We start from the raw sequence: 18,324 nt of genomic DNA, 5'->3' as shown, positions 1-18,324 counted from the left end.
GTGGCGCTCCTTTTGTGCTTATTCTTTGAGGGCTATTTCACGGCGCCGAACGACAGGCCGCGGACCAATTGTTTCTGGCTGATCCAGCCGAAAATCAGGATCGGCGCACAGGCCAGCGTCGACACCGCCGACAACTTGGCCCAGAACAACCCTTCGGGACTTGAGTACGAGGCGATCAATGCAGTCAGTGGCGCGGCTTTCGACGAGGTCAGGTTCAGCGACCAGAACGCCTCGTTCCAACACAGGATCAGCGACAGCAAAACGGTCGACGCCAGGCCACCCTTGGCGATGGGCAGCAGCACCCGGACCATTTCCTGCCACAGCGTGGCGCCGTCCAGGCGTGCGGCTTCAAGGATGTCTTTGGGGATGTCTTTGAAGTAGGTGTAAATCATCCAGACCACGATGGGCAGGTTGATCAGCGTGTAAATGATGATCAGCGCAATGCGCGTATCGAGCAGGCCAAAGCTTTTGGCCAGCAGGTAGATCGGCATCAACACGCCCACCGGCGGCAGCATTTTGGTGGAGAGCATCCACAGCAGCGTGCCTTTGGTGCGTTGGGTTTCATAGAACGCCATCGAGTAGGCCGCCGGCACCGCGATCAGCAGGCACAACGCGGTGGCGCTGAACGAAATCACCACCGAATTCCAGGCAAAGCTGAAGTAGTCACTGCGCTCATTGATGTGCAGGTAGTTCTCCAGTGTCGGCGTGAAGATGAACTGCGGCGGCGTGGCGAATGCATCGATTTCGGTTTTGAAACTGGTCAGCACCATCCAGAAAATCGGAAAGAAAATCAGGATGGCGATGGCCCAGGCCAGGGTGCCGAGTAGCAGGCTTTGCAGGCGGCGGGATTGTTGAAGGGTCATGGCGCAGGCCTCAGGCTTTGTCTGTCAGGTTTTTGCCGATCATGCGCACCAGCACGATGGCCGCGATGTTGGCGATCACCACGGCGATCAAACCACCCGCCGAGGCCATGCCGACGTCGAATTGCACCAGCGCCTGGTTGTAGATCAGGTAGGCGAGGTTGGTCGAGGCGTAGCCGGGGCCGCCGTTGGTGGTGGTGAAAATTTCGGCGAACACCGAGAGCAGGAAGATGGTTTCGATCATCACCACCACCGCAATCGGTCGCGCCAGATGCGGCAGGGTCAGGTGCCAGAAGATCGCAATCGGCCCGGCACCGTCGAGGCGCGCCGCTTCTTTCTGTTCCTGATCGAGGGACTGCATGGCAGTCATCAGGATCAGGATCGCGAACGGTAGCCATTGCCACGACACAATGATGATGATCGACAGCAACGGGTAATGCGCCAGCCAGTCCACCGGTTGCGCGCCGAACAGTTTCCAGACGTAGGCGAGGATCCCCGACACCGGATGGAAAATCAGGTTCTTCCAGATCAGCGCACCGACGGTGGGCATGATGAAGAACGGCGAAATAAGCATCACCCGCACGATGCCGCGGCCCATGAACTCAGAGGCCTCAAGCAGTGCACTGATCAGCACGCCGAACACCACGCTGATCAGCAAGACGCTGCCTACCAGCAACAACGTATTGGTAGCGCCGGGCAGGAAGCCCGAATCCGTCAGGAAGTAAGTAAAGTTCTCCAGCCCGACGAACTCGTTTTCACCCGGATTAAGCAGGTTGTAGCGAATCGTTGAGAAGTAGACGGTCATGCCCAGCGGCACAATCATCCACAACAGCAACAAGGCCACTGAAGGGCTGACCAAAAACCAGCCGGGATTGGTCAACTGGCTTTTACGCACCGGTTGGGGCAGGTCCATGTGAGCTTTGGCAGTTGAAATATTCATGGCATCAAAACCGATTGGCTACAGGTAAATGAAGTTCAGCTGTAGGAGCAAAGCTTGCTCGCGATTGCCGCGATGCAGTCCTTCGGATGAACCTCGTTATCGTTCATCGCGAGCAAGCTTTGCTCCTACAGGGATTGGGGGGTTACTTGGGATAACCAGCGCGCTTCATCTCGCGTTCGGTGGTTTGTTGGGCGGCAGCCAGGGCTTGATCAGCGGTGGTTTGACCGATCAGCGCCGCTGAGAACGCCTTGCCAACCTGGGTGCCAATGCCTTGGAACTCAGGAATGGTCACCAACTGAATGCCGATATAAGGCACTGGTTTGAGCGTCGGTTTGCTCGGGTCCGCGGCCTTGAGCGATTCCAGCGTGATCTTGGCGAACGGCGCGGCGTTCATGTAGGACTCGTTGTAGGTCGAGGCTCGAGTGCCGGGCGGCACGTTGGCAATTCCGTCTTTTTCCGCGACCAGCGCGCCATATTCCTTGGAGGTGGCCCAGGCACTAAAGGTCTTCGCGGCGTCCTTGGCCTTGGAACTGGTCGGGATAGCCAGTGCCCATGAGTAAAGCCAGGCCGAGCCCTTGTCGGTGGTTTCATGCGGGGCATAAGTGAATCCGACGTGGTCAGCCACTTTGCTTTGCGTTTTGTCGGTGACGAAAGACCCGGCGACGCTGGCATCGACCCAGATCGCACACTTGCCGCTGTTGAACAGCGCCAGGTTTTCGTTGAAACCGTTACTGGAAGCACCCGGAGGGCCGGATTGCTTCATGGTTTCGACGTAGAAATTCAGGGCGTTTTTCCACTCAGGGCCGGTAAATTCCGGCTGCCACTTCTCATCAAACCAGCGTGCGCCATAGGCGTTGGCGACGGTGGTGATCAGCGCCATGTTCTCGCCCCAACCGGCCTTGCCGCGCAGGCAGATGCCGTACTGTTCTTTATCCTTGTTGGTGAGTTTGCTGGCGAATTCGCCGATCTGGGTCCAGGTCGGGTGCTCGGGCATGGTCAACCCGGCGTCCTTGAACAGGTCAGTGCGGTAATAAGTGATCGAGCTTTCGGCGTAGAACGGCAGGGCATACAGCGAGCCCTTGACCGACAGGCCTTCACGCACTGACGGGAAGACATCGTCGAGTGCATAGCCGGCCGGCAAATCCTTCATCGGCTCCAGCCAACCCTTGGCACCCCACAGTGCGGCTTCGTACATGCCGATGGTCAGCACGTCGAACTGCCCGCCCTGTGTCGCGATGTCGGTGGTCAGGCGTTGGCGCAGAACGTTTTCTTCGAGCACCACCCAATTGAGCTTGATGTCCGGGTGCTCGGCTTCGAAGGTTTTCGACAGCTTTTGCATGCGGATCATGTCGCTGTTGTTGACGGTGGCGATTGTCAGGGTCTGAGCGCCGAAGCTGACGCTGCTGAGGGTCATGCAGGTGAGGGCAAGCAGAGCTTTTACAGAAGGTTGCATCGAGCACTCCTTTTCTGCACCTCGAGGGTTACAGAAGGACAGTTATTGTTTTTGTGTCTTCCTGAGCAGGGAAGAATGTGCGCTGATTACAGCCTTCAATCGATGGCGTGACAAATCATCCATCGCACTTGAATCGATACTATTTTGCACTGGGATCTGGAAAGGAAGAATTCCGCACCAAGCGCCCTGTAGCAGCTGCCGAAGGCTGCGTTCGAGTGCGCAGCACTCGTTAGGGCAGAGTACACGGTGTTACTGGCGGACCAGAGTGGCAGGTTTTGCGCCTGCTTTGCAGTCGAACGCAGCCTTCGGCAGCTGCTACAGGTCGGAACGTCAGTGCTGATTTTGCTCAGTAAGGCGTTGCACCGCCAACCGCCGGTAGTGCGACGGCGTCATGCCCTTGAGTTGCTGAAAACGTCGATTGAAGTTGGAAATATTGTTGAAACCCGACTCGAAGCACACATCGGTCACCGGTTTGTCGCCATCGGCCAGCAGCTCGCAGGATTTGCTGATTCGCAGCCGATTGACGAATTCGATGAAACAGCGCCCGGTGGCTTGTTTGAACACCCTGCTGAAGTACGTCGGCTTCATGCCCAGATGCTCGGCAACTTCCTCAAGCGGCAGCTCCCGGGCGTAATGGGCAAAAATGTAATCGACGGCGCGGTTGGTGCGATCGATGTTGTGTTCATCGGCCAATTGCGGTGTCGTTGCGCCCGACAGTAATTGATAGTCGTCGCATGCCGCCAGCAGCTCCAGCAGAATAAAAAAATGCCCGAGGCGAGTGACGCCTTGGGTGTCGGCAATGCGTTGCATCAGGGTCATGGCCTGGCGGATGGTGCGCTTGCCACGAAACTCGATACCGTACTGCGCGCGCTCCAGCAGTGGCGCGAGGGTCTTGAGCTCGGCGAATACCTGATGGCCGCTTTCGAACAGTTCGTCGGTGAAGTTGACCAGCATGTCGCGTTTGGGCACCACTTCGTCTTCCGCGACCTGGCTGATCCAGTTGTGAGGCAGGTTGGGGCCGGTGAGGAATAGTGTCTCGGGATAGAAATTACCGATGTAGTCGCCGATGAACACCTTGCCGGAGCTGGCGACGATCAGGTGCAACTCGTATTCCTTGTGAAAATGCCAGCGCACCAGCGGGCAGGGGAAGCCGTGCTGACGATAGATGATGGACAACCCGTTGTGGTCGTCCATCAATTCGTAGGAGGGGTCGGTCACGCGGGCTGTTCTGGTCATGTCTGGGTGCTTTTTTTGTTATCGCGTTTCGGATCATGCCTCGTTTGTTGCCTGCGGTGCCAGCGTGGCGCGACGTTCGCTTATGCGGGTGTATGCAACCGGTGTCCGTAAACTGCCTTCATGCTGGTGGCGCTCCAGCAATAGCGAACGATATCCGTCTCTTCAAAGAAATCAGTGCTGATGATGCTGCACCGGGTGACCCAATTGCCGGTGGTGTGGAACCAGTCATTGATTTGGTTTCTGATGTGCTGCGGGCCACCCAACAGCGAATAGCAGGTCGCCGGCAACGACCAAAGAAATGACTCGTAAGGTGCTTGCGCAAGGGTCGTTTCGATATGCGTTTGCAGTTCGCCGATGTCGGTGAACACCTTGCCGTTCCACTTGTGACGGATGTGCGGCCAGAAATACTCGCTGTTCAGCCCGGGATTTGCTTGAGCCGCCATGACGATGCGCCGCTGCGAGCTGGCGTGCTTGAGCTGTTCCACGGTACTGAAAGCATCCGCAGAACGGATCAAGCGCGTCCCCAGTCGTCGCATCAGCAAATCATTGAATTGTTGATAATCAAAAAGCTTTGAATCATCGCCCAATTGATGGAAGTCGAAGATGATGAACTCGTCCGGATTTTGAGTGAGGAACGTCGTCACCGCCTCGATCAACTCATCAAGAATGCGGTGGGACTGATAGCCGTTGTGGTGAAAGTAGTAGACCGGTGCTTGCGGGCCGGCGGTGCAGCCGAGGCGAATATCGAACGCCCGTGCGCCGTTGGCCAGTTGCCAGGCAAATGTGTCGGTCTGGCAGGTTGTCCAGTTGCCGAGTACCACTTCGTAGTTTGGCGCCCGTTCGTCCATCCCGGCGTTATGCGTGCCGGGCCAAATAATATCGGTCAGCTTCAATCGACCGATATCCAGTACGTTGCTCATCCATTGTTTTTTATCGAGTGGGGTTGCTGTGTTGCGGGTCATGAGAGTTCCTTGTTGTGGAATCGCCCCATCCGTGGGAAGACTTTCATGACCCAGCGTAGGAGTGCTTGGCCGCATTGCCAGTCACTGAAACAACTGCACAAAAATAGCCATTTAATGGCACTGCAACTAAGGCGTCCGGTTGCCAGCTTTTGTCAGGTTGACGGTTCGGCAATAAGAAACCAGTTGTGATTCGTCAAAGAAGTCGACATTGATAATGTTGCACTTTATCGCCCAGTCGCTGTTCTTTGGGTCAAACCAGGAATCAAGTTTTTCATGAATGTCCACCGGGCCGCCCAGCACGCTGTAACTGGTGGCGGAAAGCGACCAGGGCGCCCAGGTTCCCGGTGGAAACTTCAGCACATCAACAATATGTTTCTGCAGTTCTGCGACATTGGTAATTGCGTTGCCAGTCCACTTGTGCTGTATCTGTTCGAGAAACACATCTTTATCAAGTGCCCTGTGCCAGGGTGCCGCGACTAACACGCGTTGTGCCGGACTGATGTTTTTAAGTTGAGCCAGGCTCTTGGAGCGGTTTTGGGTAGGGATGATGCGATCGCCGAGAAACCGTATCACCATGTCGTTGAAGTAAGCGAAATCAAAGTCATCGCCATCCAATGCATGGAAATCGAGGATGATGAATTCGTTGGGATTCTCTATAAGGAAACGCCTCACGTCTGTGACAAGATTGCCCAGGATACGATTATTGCGGTGACCATTGTGATGAATGCGGAATTTCCCCAGCCCAGGGGCAGTGGCTTCGTAAATCAAGCGGATGTCGAGCGCCCGGGCGCCTTGGTTCAACTGGGCATAAAACGATTCGTGCTGACAGGCGAGCCAGTGCGCTGGACGCGGAAACCACGACGCTTTCCAGTCGCTGCCCGCATTATGGCTGCCCGGCAAGGTTAATTGACTGAGCGACAAAGTATCAATAGCCGGCGTCGCGGACATCCAGTTTTTAAGTGCGTAGTTATTCTGAGCGATAGTATCCATTTAATGCATCCGTGCATAAGTTTGTTAGTTGGTTGGTTGTGCCGAACATCACTAATAAAGTTGATGTTCGGTCGCGTATTTATAGAGGGCGTGTCGGGCGCGGTCAATAAGGCGGGTTATGCAAAATGTTTGTTGCCGGCAAAAACACTAAGATGGATTGCGGTTCTTGGCTTCAATCCATTGAGACATGTATTGGGTACTTTTATGGTGGTGATGGCGCAACATGCTGCCTATGAAGTTGTCGCGCCTAAGTTGCGCGAGATGTTGTTGGCAGTACAGCAACTTTTCGATGAGTGCAGGGCCATGTTCCGACTGTCGATAATGATCGGCCAACAGCGTTTGTCCCTGGGCTTGGGCGTCTGTCCAAAGCGCTTCGTCCTGGTACAGTCGAACCGCGCAATCGGCGAACGCCTGCGCTGTGCGGGTCACCGCGCCGGGCCAGCGGTGTTCGCCGTGCATGGCCTCGGCTCCAATTGGTGTAGTGATCGTCGGCGTTCCACATAACATGGCGTCGACAATCTTGCCTTTGATGCCGGCACCGAAGCGCAGGGGCGCCAGGCAAATCCGCGCCGCCGACATGACTTGCAAGGCATCTGGCGCCCAGTTCATCACATGAAATCCTTGGGCGGCGTTGTGCAGCGCGGTCGCTTTGGGCGGGGTGTAGGCACCGTAAATGTGTAGTTGAGCCGTGGGCAGTTGCGCGCGGATCAGCGGCCAGATGGTGGTTTTCATCCAGAGCACTGCATCCCAATTCGGCGCGTGGCGAAAGTTACCGATACTCAAAAAGTGCGCACGGTCTACAAAGGGCACCGGAGGTGCACTGGGCAGATCGACCATCAACGGGCACCAGTGCAACACCTTGCGTGGCAGCTTGAACTGCTCGACCAGCAACTCGATTTCCACTTCGGAGATCATCAGGTTCAAGTCGCAACGATACAGCGCCGCGATCTCGCGTTTGGCCAGGTCGGTATCCGCCATCAGTTCGAACTCTTCACGCAGTGCCGGGGCAAACAATTCGCTGAAGTCATTGGCGTCATCACGCTCTTTCAAACGCTCTTTAAGCCGCTGGTGCCGGGCGTGTCGCAGGCTTTGCAAGTCCGAAGTCTCAAGTACTCGCAACGCGTTGGGGCAGTGCTTTTCAACACGCCAGCCAAATTGTTCTTCAATCATGAACTGGTCGAACAACACGATATCCGGTGCCAGTTCACTGATGAACGCGTCGAAACTGCTGTTGTTCAACTCGATGTCCACTTCGCGAATACCCAGCGCAGTCAGGTCTGCGCGGTGCTCACCGGTGCCGGCGGGGCTGCTGAAGGTAATGTCCCAGCCTTGCTGCAAGAATGTATCGAGGATTTGCATCACATGACCACTGGCCGCAGAAGAACGCGGCTCGGGCCAGACGTAACCAATGACCAGGACTTTGGTTGCGCGGGGCTGACTCATTAACGGGTATTCCTTGGTGCGGGTAAAGGGGAAGGGGGGGCGAGACAATCAAGCCTGGCGGGCGAGTATGGATTTGACCTTGTCGCGCAACTGATCGATCGAGAACGGTTTTCCGATCATATGCATGCCATCAGGCACGTCGATGTTTTCGGCATAACCACTGGCGAACAGGATTGGCAACTGCGGGCGCAGCTTACGCGCCTCATTGGCCAATTCCCGGCCGTCCATCACCGGCAAGCCGACATCGGTCATCATCAAATCAATGTATTGGTCTTCGTCGTTGAGAAATTCCAGGGCCTGTTCGCTGCCATCCGCCTCGAGCACTTTGAATTCCAGCTCCTCCAGCACGTCAACGATCAGCATGCGCACGATCGCATCGTCTTCGACGACTAAAATGATGGATGCCTTGGCGGACATAATGTGTGCTCTCAAAAGATGAGTTCAGGGGGCGCCGGTGGAAAGAAATCGTCGGGCTCTTGCATGAGTAAGTGGCGGATCCCGACAAGTTCCCTGCGCTGTGCAAAAAGAATAGCTGCGCGGCGGCCGGCAAGGATAACCGGTCCCTTTTAGGCTCGCGCAGCTAAATGCGGGGATTGCGCTTGATTCATGGCATATAGTTGGATCAATACGCCTTTTTTGGGGCAAACTCCCTGATTTCGAACAGTTCGACAAGGCCTCCCCATGACCACTGCGTCTTCGGTTGATGAGCAACGATTCCGCAAACTCCTGAGCCGCAACGTCAGCCTGCCATTGGGTGTCGGTGTCATCAGTGCGGTGTTTTTTGTCTCACTGATCACTTATTTGTTGTCAGTGATCCAATGGGTCGATCACACCGACCGGGTGATCAATAACGCCAATGAAGCGGTAAAGCTGACAGTCGATCTGGAAACCGGCATGCGGGGTTACTTGCTCACTGGCGACGAGCATTTCCTCGACCCCTACGAGACAGCCAAGCCGAAAATCACGGTTGCGCTCAACACCTTGCTCGAACTCACGGCCGATAACCCGGTGCAGACCGATCGCTTGCGCCGGCTTCAAGCGTTGCAAACTGAATGGGCGAGCTATGCCCAGTCGATAATTGATTTGCAGCGTTCCAGTGGCGATTACCGCAGCGTGGTCAAGGCCGGTCGTGGCAAGCGACTGACCGACGAGATTCGCAAACAGTTCGAAGACGTGATCGACTCGGAGCAGCAATTGCGCACCGCGCGCAACGAAGAGGTGAGTCGAGCCACGATCTGGAGCATCTCCCTTTATCTGATATTCATCGCGACGATCAGCGGTTTGCTGGCTTACATCGGTCGTCGGGATTTGCTTGGCCTGTCGCAAAGTTACGCCGCGAATCTGGCCGCACAACACGCCAGCGCCCAGCGCCTGGAACAGCAAGCCTGGCTGCGCAATGGCCAGACAGAACTTGCCGAGCAAGTACTGGGGCAGTTGAGCCTCAATCTGTTGGGTCGCAATATTCTGCAGTTCTGCGCGCAGTACCTGGGCACCGCGGTGGCCGCCATTTATGTGCGTGAAGATCATGGCGCGCTCAAGCGCATAGCCTCCTACGGTTTCTCTCGCGAGCAAGAAGAGCGCGATCAGCAGATTTACAGCGATGAAGGGATTGTCGGCCAGGTCGCCAACCAGGCTCGCCTGATTCGTCTGGATGACGTGCCGAGCAACTATTTCAAGGTCAGCTCCGGCCTGGGCGAAGGCTTGCCACACAGCGTGCTCGTGGTGCCGACCAGTGACGACGACCGGGTCAACGGTGTCATTGAACTGGGCTTCCTGCGACCGCTGATTGATCGTGACATCGAGTTGCTGGAGTTGATCGCCGGCAACATTGGCACCTCCATCGAGGCGGCTCGCTATCGCCAACGATTGCAGGAAGTGCTGGCCGAAGCCCAACAACTGAATGAAGAGCTGCAAGTCCAGCAAGAAGAGCTGAAATCCGCCAACGAAGAACTCGAAGAACAGTCACGGATTCTCAAGGAGTCCCAGGCCCACCTGGAAACCCAGCAGGTTGAACTGGAGCAGACCAACGAGCAACTGGCCGAGCAAGCGCAAATCCTCGCCGATCAGCGCGACGCCATGGACCAGAAAAACACCGAGCTGAACCAGGTGCAAGTCCAGCTTGAAGACCGCGCCGAAGAGCTGCAACGCTCCAGCAAGTACAAGTCCGAGTTTCTCGCCAACATGTCCCACGAACTGCGCACGCCGTTGAACAGCTCGTTGATCCTGGCCAAATTGCTCGCCGAAAACCCCCAGGAAAACCTGACTGTCGAGCAGGTGAAGTTTGCCGAGTCGATCTATTCCGCCGGTAATGACTTGCTCAATCTGATCAACGACATCCTCGACATTTCCAAAGTCGAGGCTGGCAAGCTGGAAATACGTCCCGAGAACACCAGTGTCGAGCGCCTCGTCGACGGCTTGCGCGGGATGTTCGAGCCGGTGGCGATGGACAAGGCGCTCGCGTTTCATGTCGAGTTGCAGCCCGGTTCGCCAAAGATGCTTTTCACCGACCGCCAGCGCCTGGAGCAAGTGATCAAGAACCTGCTGTCGAACGCTGTGAAATTTACGGAGAAAGGCTCGGTCAGCCTGACCGTCGCGCCGCAGCCCAATAACGGCGTTGCCTTCGTCATTCGCGATTCAGGTATCGGTATCGCTGATGAACAGCAGGAAAGCATTTTCGAGGCGTTCCGCCAGGCTGACGGCACCACCAATCGGCGTTACGGCGGCACAGGCCTGGGCTTGTCGATTTCAAGGGAACTGGCCGCGTTGCTCGGCGGCTCCATCAGCGTGGCCAGCGAACCGGGGCAGGGCAGCGTGTTCACGCTGGTCTTGCCTCAACAATACGTCGAGCCGACCGGGGAACCGGTTGAGCCCCTTAGGGCTTCAGCCGTTGCCATCGCCCACCGCGTGGCGCCAGCAGCACCGGTATTGGTGACTGCCGCGGTTGATATTCCTCGCTTCAACGATGACCGCACTCAGGCGCCTTTCACGACTCGATGCATTCTGGTGGTGGAAGATGAGCCGAACTTTGCGCACATCCTCTACGATCTCGCGCACGAACTGGGCTATCAATGCCTGGTCGCCCACGGTGCCGATGAGGGGTATGACCTGGCCAGGGAGTTCATTCCCGACGCCATTCTGCTGGACATGCGCCTGCCGGATCATTCCGGGCTGACCGTGTTGCAACGCTTGAAGGAACACGCCGAGACCCGCCACATTCCGGTTCACGTGATTTCGGTTGAAGACCGGGTCGAAGCCGCGATGCACATGGGCGCCATCGGTTACGCGGTCAAACCGACCAGCCGCGAAGAGCTCAAGGATGTATTCGCCCGCCTCGAAGCCAAGCTGACCCAGAAGGTCAAGCGGGTGCTGCTGGTCGAAGACGACGATTTACAGCGCGACAGCATTGCCCTCCTGATTGGCGATGAAGACATCGAAATCACCGCTGTTGGCCTGGCTCAGGATGCGCTGGACCTGCTGCGCACGACGATTTTCGATTGCATGATCATCGACCTGAAGCTACCGGACATGCTCGGCAACGATTTGCTCAAGCGCATGTCCACCGAGGACATCTGCTCGTTCCCGCCGGTGATTGTCTACACGGGGCGCAACCTGACCCGCGATGAAGAGGCTGAACTGCGCAAGTATTCGCGCTCGATCATCATCAAGGGTGCGCGCTCGCCCGAACGCTTGCTGGATGAGGTCACACTCTTTCTGCACAAAGTCGAATCGAAGTTGTCCCATGAGCGGCAGAGAATGCTCAAGACCGCGCGCAGCCGCGACAAGGTCTTTGAGGGTCGCAAGGTGCTGCTGGTGGACGACGATGTTCGCAACATCTTTGCCCTCACCAGTGCGCTGGAGCAAAAGGGCGCCGTCGTGGTCATTGGCCGCAACGGTAATGAAGCCATTGAGAGGCTGATTGAAGTCGAGGACATCGATCTGGTGTTGATGGATGTGATGATGCCGGAGATGGATGGCTTTGAAGCCACGATCGAGATCCGCAAGGACCCGCGCTGGCGCAAGTTGCCGATCATTGCGGTGACGGCCAAGGCCATGAAGGACGATCAGGAGCGCTGCTTGCAGGCGGGTGCTAACGATTATCTGGCCAAGCCCATCGACCTCGATCGGCTGTTCTCGCTGATTCGTGTGTGGTTACCGAAGATGGAACGCATTTAGTGGAACGCATTTATTCCGTGGAGCGAAACAGCGAAATCGAGTTGCGCTTGTTGATCGAGGCGATTTACCTCAAGTACAGCTACGATTTTCGCGATTACTCCGGTGCTTCGATCAAGCGTCGGGTGAATCATGCGCTGGCACAATTTGAGTGCACTACCATCTCGGCCCTGCAAGAAAAGGTGCTGCATGACCCGAACGCGTTCATGCAGTTGCTGCAGTTGCTGACGATCCCGGTCAGCGAAATGTTTCGTGACCCATCGCATTTCCTGGCGATCCGCAAGGAAGTGGTGCCACTGCTCAAGACCTATCCCTCGATCAAGATCTGGATCGCGGGTTGCAGCACCGGTGAAGAGGTCTATTCGATGGCGATTCTGCTGCGCGAAGAAGGCCTGCTGGAGCGCACCATCATCTATGCCACCGACATCAACCCGCGCTCGCTGGAGAAGGCCAAGCAGGGGATTTTCTCCATGGAAAATGTCCGGGCCTACACTGCTAATTATCAGCAGGCAGGTGGCCAGCGTTCATTTGCCGATTACTACACGGCGGCCTATGGTTACGCCATTTTCGACAAGAGCCTGTGTGAGAACGTGACCTTTGCCGATCACAGCCTGGCGACGGACAGTGTCTTTTCAGAAACCCAATTAATTTCGTGTCGTAATGTATTGATTTATTTCAATAAAAAACTTCAGGATCGTGCGTTCGGGTTGTTCCATGATTCCCTGTGCCATCGTGGCTTCCTGGTGCTGGGCAGCAAGGAAACACCGGATTTTTCGGCTTTCGGCAACCAGTTTGAGCCGCTGGTCAAACAAGAACGGATCTACCGCAAATCATGAAAAAGGCTGCAGTGTTTCCTTCCATCGAGGCCATCGTCATTGGCGCGTCGGCTGGCGGCGTGGAGGCGTTGCTCACGTTGCTCAGCCCGCTGCGTAAAGGTTTCGCGTTGCCGATCATCGTGGTGCTGCACTTGCCCGACGAACGCCGCAGCCTGTTGTCCGAGGTGTTTGCGCGCCGGGTTTCGATGCCCGTCGAAGAAGCCACCGATAAAACCCGGGTCAAATCCGGCACGCTGTATTTCGCTACACCCGGTTACCACTTGTCGGTAGAACAAGACCGCAGTTTTTCGTTGAGCCTGGAAGATCGCGTGCATCATTCGCGGCCCGCCATTGATTACTTGTTCGAGTCTGCTGCTGACGCCTACGGCCCGACCCTGGCCGCGGTGTTGCTGACGGGCGCCAATCGCGACGGAGCGGTTGGCCTGTCTCACGTTAAATATCACGGTGGGCTGACCATCGTGCAGGACCCGAATGAGGCGCAGGTCGCGATCATGCCCCAGGCCGCGCTGGATATTCAGCAGCCCGACCACATACTCTCTATTGGCGGCATCGGCCGTCTGCTTGTCGAGCTGGAACGAATAGCATGCTAAGTAACATCCAAGCCAAACTGCTGATCGTCGACGATCTGCCGGAGAACCTGTTGGCACTCGAAGCGCTGATCAAGCGTGAAGACCGGGTGGTCTATAAAGCCTTGTCTGCCGATGAAGCGTTGTCGCTGTTGTTGCAGCATGAATTCGCCATGGCCATCCTCGATGTTCAGATGCCGGGCATGAATGGTTTCGAGTTGGCTGAGTTGATGCGCGGCACGGAGAAAACCAAAAACATTCCGATTGTGTTTGTCAGCGCTGCAGGTCGAGAACTGAACTACGCGTTCAAAGGTTACGAAAGCGGTGCCGTGGACTTCTTGCACAAGCCGTTGGATATCCATGCGGTCAAGAGCAAGGTCAATGTGTTCGTCGACCTGTACCGCCAGAGCAAGGCGATGAAACAGCAGGTCGAAGCGCTGGAGCAAAGCCGCCGCGAGCAGGAAGAACTGCTCAAACAGTTACAGCACACGCAGTTGGAGTTGGAGCAAGCGGTGCGCATGCGCGATGACTTCATGTCTATCGTCGCCCATGAAGTGCGTACGCCGCTCAATGGCCTGATTCTCGAAACCCAGCTGCGCAAGATGCACCTGGCTCGGGACAACGCGTCGGCGTTCACCCTGGACAAGATGCACGCCATGGTCGACCGCGACGAGCGCCAGATCAAAAGCCTGATCCGCCTGATCGAAGACATGCTCGATGTGTCACGTATCCGCACTGGCAAGCTGTCGATCCGCCCGACAAAATTCGACCTGGTGCAACTGGTGGGCAATGTGTTGAAAAACTTTGCGCCGCAGGTCGATTCCGCCGAGTGTTCCACGCACTTTACGGCCGGGCAGCCAGTGGTCGGCAACTGGGATGAATTTCGTATCGAGCAAGTCATTTCAAATTTACTGACCAACGCCTTGCGTTATGGTGGTAAAAGCCAGATCGACGTGCGGGTTTATGCACAAGACGGTCAGGCGCGGGTTGAGGTGCAGGATCGAGGGATCGGCATCAGTGAAGAAAACCAGAAGCGTATTTTTCAGCAGTTCGAGCGTGTTTCAGCCAAGACCGTGGTCGCGGGGCTGGGGCTTGGGCTGTTTATTTCCGAACAAATTGTCGCCGCACATGGCGGCTCCATCGCCGTCGAGAGCAAAATCAACGAAGGCGCCTTATTTCGCGTTTGTCTGCCGCTTTAGGAAATGAGCCAGATAAACGCAACCTCTGAGCGACCTCAGGGTCGTATCAGCAGCTATTGACCGAACAAAGGCTTCCCATGAGTGAAGATGCACAAGACGTCGTACTGATCGTCGAAGATGATCCCTCTATTTTGATGGTCCTTTCGGCGTATTTGTCGGGCGAGGGTTACCGGGTACTGCAAGCGGAAAACGGCGAGCAGGCCTTTGAAATTCTGGCCAGCAAGCCGCACCTGGACATGATGATCACCGACTTCCGCCTGCCGGGCGGGATTACCGGCGTACAGGTCGCGGAACCTGCGGTCAAGTTGCGCCCGGAGCTCAAGGTGATCTTTATCAGCGGCTATGCACAGGAAGTCCGCGAGACGGACAGCCCGATCACCAAAAAAGCGCCGATTCTGGACAAGCCGTTTGATCTGGATGTATTGCAAGAGCTCATGCAACAAATGCTTTCCTGAGCACCTTGCCATCGGCGGTCACGGTAGGGATCAGATGCTGATCATCTCCCGAACCTTGGCCGTCAGCAGATCAAAGGTAAAAGGTTTGGTGATCATCTGCATGCCAGGGTCCAGAAACCCTCCACGCACGGCCGCGTGTTCGGCATAGCCGGTGATGAACAGCACTTTTAGATCAGGTCGGTACTGCCGACCGATTTCCGCCAGTTGCCGGCCATTCATGCCCGGCAGCCCGACGTCACTGATCAACAGATCAATGCGTTGCGCCGAGTCGAGAATCGGCACCGCACTGTCGGCGTCGCCGGCTTCTACATAGGCGTAGCCCAATTCACTCAACACGGCACTGACCAGCACCCGGACCGCCGGATCGTCTTCGACAATCAGCACGGTTTCACCGTCCAGGGCGTGAGGGGCATGCTGGATGTCGATCAGGTTTTCCTCAGCCAGATCCCCGCTGTAACGCGGTAGAAACAGACTCACCGAGGTGCCGTGACCGACTTCGCTGTCGATCGTGACGTGACCGTGGGATTGTTTGCTGAATCCGTAAATCATCGACAACCCCAAACCGGTGCCCTGGCCAATCGGCTTGGTCGTAAAGAAAGGGTCAAAGGCCCGGCTGATGGTGCTTTCGGGCATGCCGCAACCGGTGTCGGTGACGCGCAACAACACGTAATCACCCGGTAGCAGATTGCCGTGAGCTGCAACGAACCGCGAGTCCAGTTGCTGATTTGAGGTGTTTACAATCAACGTGCCGCCTTCAGGCATGGCATCGCGGGCGTTGAGCACAAGGTTGAGCAGGGCACTTTCGAGTTGATTGGGATCGGCCTCGGCCACCCACAGGTCTTCGCTCAGTTGTATGTCCAGTTCAATACTTTCGTTGATGCTGCGTTGCAGCAATTCGCCCATGGACGCTACGAGGGTGTTCATTTCAACGGGCTTGGAGTCCAGTGATTGGCGCCGCGAGAACGCCAGCAATCGATGGGTCAAACCGGCGGCGCGGTTGGCGGATGTCACGCCAAGGTCGATCAACCCGTCCAGGTCCTCGGTGCGCCCCCTCGCAAGGCGCCGACGCAGCAATTCAAGACTGCCGATGATGCCAGTCAGCATGTTATTGAAGTCATGGGCGATGCCGCCGGTAAGCTGTCCGACCGCTTCCATTTTCTGTGATTGCCTGAGGGCTTCTTCGTTGTGGCGCAGCTGTGCGGTGCGTTCCTCGACCTGTTGCTCAAGGGTTTCCAGGGTTGTTTGCAGGCGCAGCTCGCTTTGGCTCAGGTCAATCAAGCGGTCCCTGGCTTCATACTGTCGTCGTCGCCCGCGCAAGGCGGTGGCGACCAGGCTGATCAGGGTCACGGGATGGAAGGGGCGCTCCAGAAACGTTACGTTGCCCAGCTGCGCGCCCAGCCGAGAGGCGGGGTTTTGCTCCGGGCCGCCGTGGTGGGTCAGCAGTACGATCGGCAGGTCCGACCAGGCGGGTTGATGGTCGATCAAGCCCAGAAGGGGGTCAAGATCAGAGCCCAGCAAGGCTTCGGATGCAATCAGCAACAGCCCGGCGCCTTGCTCAAGTTCGTCGCACAGTGTGATCAAGTTACGGGTGACGAGCCCTTCAAATCCGGCTTCATTGAGCATCATCAGGGCTATCTGGCTGTCGCGTCCCAGTGGCGCGAGGATGATCGCGCGCTCGGACATCGCCTCGATGGCCGTCACTTTTGATCTTCCCTGAGCAACGGGTTGCTGGCGCCCAGATAAGTGGGCACGCCACGCAACACGCCTTGAAACGCGTCCAGCGGTTCACCGATGGTCATGCCAAGGCTGCTGATGCGGTATTCGCGGATGGTCGACTCGTGGCTACCCGTACGTTTCTTGATGATCGAGATCGCCCGGCGAACCTTGCCCAGCGCTTCGAAATAGCGCAGCAGAATCACCGTGTCCGCCAGGTAAGTGATGTCGACCGGCGCCTGCATGTCGCCGACCAGCCCGTGTTGGGCCACCGTCATGAACGTCGCCGCACCCTGGCGATTGAGGTACAGCAGCAACTCGTGCATGTGCAGCACCAGCGCATTTTCCCCGGGCATCGCAGCCTGATAGCCGTTGATGCTGTCGATGACCACGGTTTTGATATGGCCTTCGTCGACGCAGCAGCGAACCCGGTGGGAGAACTCTCCGGGAGACAACTCGGCTGCATCCACTTGTTCGATCAGTAAATTGCCGGTGTCTTGCAGGGCCTGCAAATCAATACCCATGTTTTTCATGCGCTCGAACAACAGCCCCATTTCTTCATCGAATATGAACAACGCGGCTTTTTCACCGCGCGCCACGGCGGCGGCGGCGAAGATCATCGAAATCAGCGATTTGCCGGTACCGGCCGGGCCAAGGATCAGCGTGCTGGAGCCGGTTTCTATTCCGCCACCGAGCAGGGCGTCCATTTCCTTGATGCCGCTGGTCAACTGTTGCCGGGTGTAACGCCCGCGGTGCTCGGCGGCCACGAGGCGCGGGAAGACATGCACGCCATCGCCCATGATGGTGAAGTCATGAAAACCGCCACGGTATTTTTGACCTCGATACTTCACCACGCGGATGCGACGGCGTTCGGCGCCGTAGTTGGGTGTCAGCTCTTCCAGGCGAATCACGCCGTGGGCGACGCTGTGTACGGTTTTATCGAGGGACTCGGTGGTCAAGTCATCCAGCAACAACACCGTGGCGTCGTACCGCACAAAGTAGTGCTTGATCGCCAGAATCTGTCGGCGGTAACGCAACGAGCTTTGAGCCAGCAGGCGGATTTCAGACAGGCTGTCGAGCACCACGCGGGTCGGTTTGATCCGTTCAACCACTTCGAAAATCTGCTTGGTGGCTTCGCCCAGCTCAAGGTCCGAGGAGTACAACAGGCTTTGCTGCTGCTCGGCATTGAGCAGGCTTTCCGGTGGGGTCAGCTCGAAGATGTGGATGTTCTCATCCAGCTCCCAGCCGTGGGAACGCGCACCTTGGCGCAGTTCGCGCTCGGTTTCCGACAGCGTGATGTACAACGAGCGCTCGCCCGCCAGGGCGCCGGCCAACAGAAAATGCAAAGCGACGGTGGTTTTGCCGGTGCCGGGCTCACCCTCCAGCAAAAAAACATGCCCGCGGGACAAGCCACCGGCCAGGATGTCATCCAGGCCTTCGATGCCGGTGGCGGCTTTGGCACTGATAAACTTGTTAGATGTAGACAAAAAGAACCCTCTCA

15 protein-coding genes are annotated in these 18,324 nt (G+C 56.8%); 5 read left to right on the top strand and 10 right to left on the bottom strand.

Features of this window, described 5'->3' with window-relative positions; translation table 11 throughout:
- Window positions 1-32: 32 nt before the first annotated feature.
- From C7534_RS21510 to C7534_RS21475, 8 genes are all read right to left on the bottom strand, one after another.
- Window positions 33-863 carry a carbohydrate ABC transporter permease gene (locus C7534_RS21510; protein ID WP_109786963.1) on the bottom strand — a complete coding sequence of 277 codons (831 nt, stop codon included), beginning with the start codon at window positions 861-863 and terminating at the stop codon, window positions 33-35.
- 10 nt (window positions 864-873) lie between these two features.
- Entirely contained in the window at window positions 874-1,800 is a 927-nt protein-coding gene (locus C7534_RS21505; protein WP_109786962.1) for a carbohydrate ABC transporter permease, read from the bottom strand.
- A 142-nt stretch (window positions 1,801-1,942) separates the two neighbouring features.
- A complete protein-coding gene (locus C7534_RS21500; protein WP_109786961.1) occupies window positions 1,943-3,253 on the bottom strand; it encodes an ABC transporter substrate-binding protein in 1,311 nt (436 codons plus the stop codon).
- A 330-nt stretch (window positions 3,254-3,583) separates the two neighbouring features.
- On the bottom strand, window positions 3,584-4,489 hold the full coding sequence (locus C7534_RS21495; protein WP_046033130.1) for an AraC family transcriptional regulator: 906 nt from the start codon (window positions 4,487-4,489) through the stop codon (window positions 3,584-3,586).
- 80 nt (window positions 4,490-4,569) lie between these two features.
- Window positions 4,570-5,451 carry a phospholipase gene (locus C7534_RS21490; protein WP_109786960.1) on the bottom strand — a complete coding sequence of 294 codons (882 nt, stop codon included), beginning with the start codon at window positions 5,449-5,451 and terminating at the stop codon, window positions 4,570-4,572.
- A gap of 126 nt (window positions 5,452-5,577) precedes the next feature.
- Complete coding sequence (locus C7534_RS21485; RefSeq protein ID WP_109786959.1) at window positions 5,578-6,441, bottom strand: phospholipase; 864 nt, start codon at window positions 6,439-6,441, stop codon at window positions 5,578-5,580.
- Between the two features lie 147 nt (window positions 6,442-6,588).
- A complete protein-coding gene (locus C7534_RS21480) occupies window positions 6,589-7,884 on the bottom strand; it encodes a glycosyltransferase (RefSeq protein WP_109786958.1) in 1,296 nt (431 codons plus the stop codon).
- Between the two features lie 48 nt (window positions 7,885-7,932).
- Window positions 7,933-8,301, bottom strand: a complete 369-nt coding sequence (locus C7534_RS21475; protein ID WP_109786957.1) for a response regulator — start codon at window positions 8,299-8,301, stop codon at window positions 7,933-7,935.
- A 264-nt stretch (window positions 8,302-8,565) separates the two neighbouring features.
- On the opposite strand from C7534_RS21475, the gene C7534_RS21470 reads away from it, so the two are divergent.
- The 5 genes from C7534_RS21470 (at window position 8,566) to C7534_RS21450 (ending at window position 15,110) form a co-directional block, all read left to right on the top strand.
- Window positions 8,566-12,057: a response regulator gene (locus C7534_RS21470; RefSeq protein ID WP_109786956.1), complete on the top strand. Its 3,492-nt coding sequence runs from the start codon at window positions 8,566-8,568 to the stop codon at window positions 12,055-12,057.
- Window positions 12,057-12,890 carry a CheR family methyltransferase gene (locus tag C7534_RS21465; protein WP_109786955.1) on the top strand — a complete coding sequence of 278 codons (834 nt, stop codon included), beginning with the start codon at window positions 12,057-12,059 and terminating at the stop codon, window positions 12,888-12,890. The genes C7534_RS21470 and C7534_RS21465 overlap by 1 nt, the downstream gene beginning before the upstream one ends.
- Complete coding sequence (locus tag C7534_RS21460) at window positions 12,887-13,480, top strand: chemotaxis protein CheB (RefSeq protein ID WP_109786954.1); 594 nt, start codon at window positions 12,887-12,889, stop codon at window positions 13,478-13,480. The genes C7534_RS21465 and C7534_RS21460 overlap by 4 nt, the downstream gene beginning before the upstream one ends.
- On the top strand, window positions 13,474-14,655 hold the full coding sequence (locus C7534_RS21455) for a hybrid sensor histidine kinase/response regulator (protein ID WP_077432135.1): 1,182 nt from the start codon (window positions 13,474-13,476) through the stop codon (window positions 14,653-14,655). The genes C7534_RS21460 and C7534_RS21455 overlap by 7 nt, the downstream gene beginning before the upstream one ends.
- Before the next feature lie 77 nt (window positions 14,656-14,732).
- The gene (locus C7534_RS21450; protein WP_046033139.1) at window positions 14,733-15,110 is read left to right on the top strand and encodes a response regulator; all 378 of its coding nucleotides are present in this window, start codon (window positions 14,733-14,735) and stop codon (window positions 15,108-15,110) included.
- Window positions 15,111-15,140: 30 nt separating this feature from the next.
- Here the strand turns inward: C7534_RS21450 and C7534_RS21445 are convergent, their stop codons facing one another.
- Window positions 15,141-16,811 (bottom strand): ATP-binding protein, encoded by a 1,671-nt coding sequence (locus C7534_RS21445; RefSeq protein ID WP_109786953.1) that lies wholly within the window; start codon window positions 16,809-16,811, stop codon window positions 15,141-15,143.
- Window positions 16,808-18,310, bottom strand: coding sequence for an ATPase domain-containing protein (locus tag C7534_RS21440; RefSeq protein ID WP_109786952.1), 1,503 nt, complete (start codon window positions 18,308-18,310; stop codon window positions 16,808-16,810). Before C7534_RS21440 ends, C7534_RS21445 begins: the two co-directional genes overlap by 4 nt.
- Window positions 18,311-18,324 lie beyond the last annotated feature (14 nt).

Source organism: Pseudomonas sp. OV226, assembly GCF_003148705.1.
Lineage (GTDB): Bacteria > Pseudomonadota > Gammaproteobacteria > Pseudomonadales > Pseudomonadaceae > Aquipseudomonas.
The sequence above is the reverse complement of the archived record's forward strand: the minus strand, read 5'-3'. Positions and strand labels throughout refer to the sequence as shown.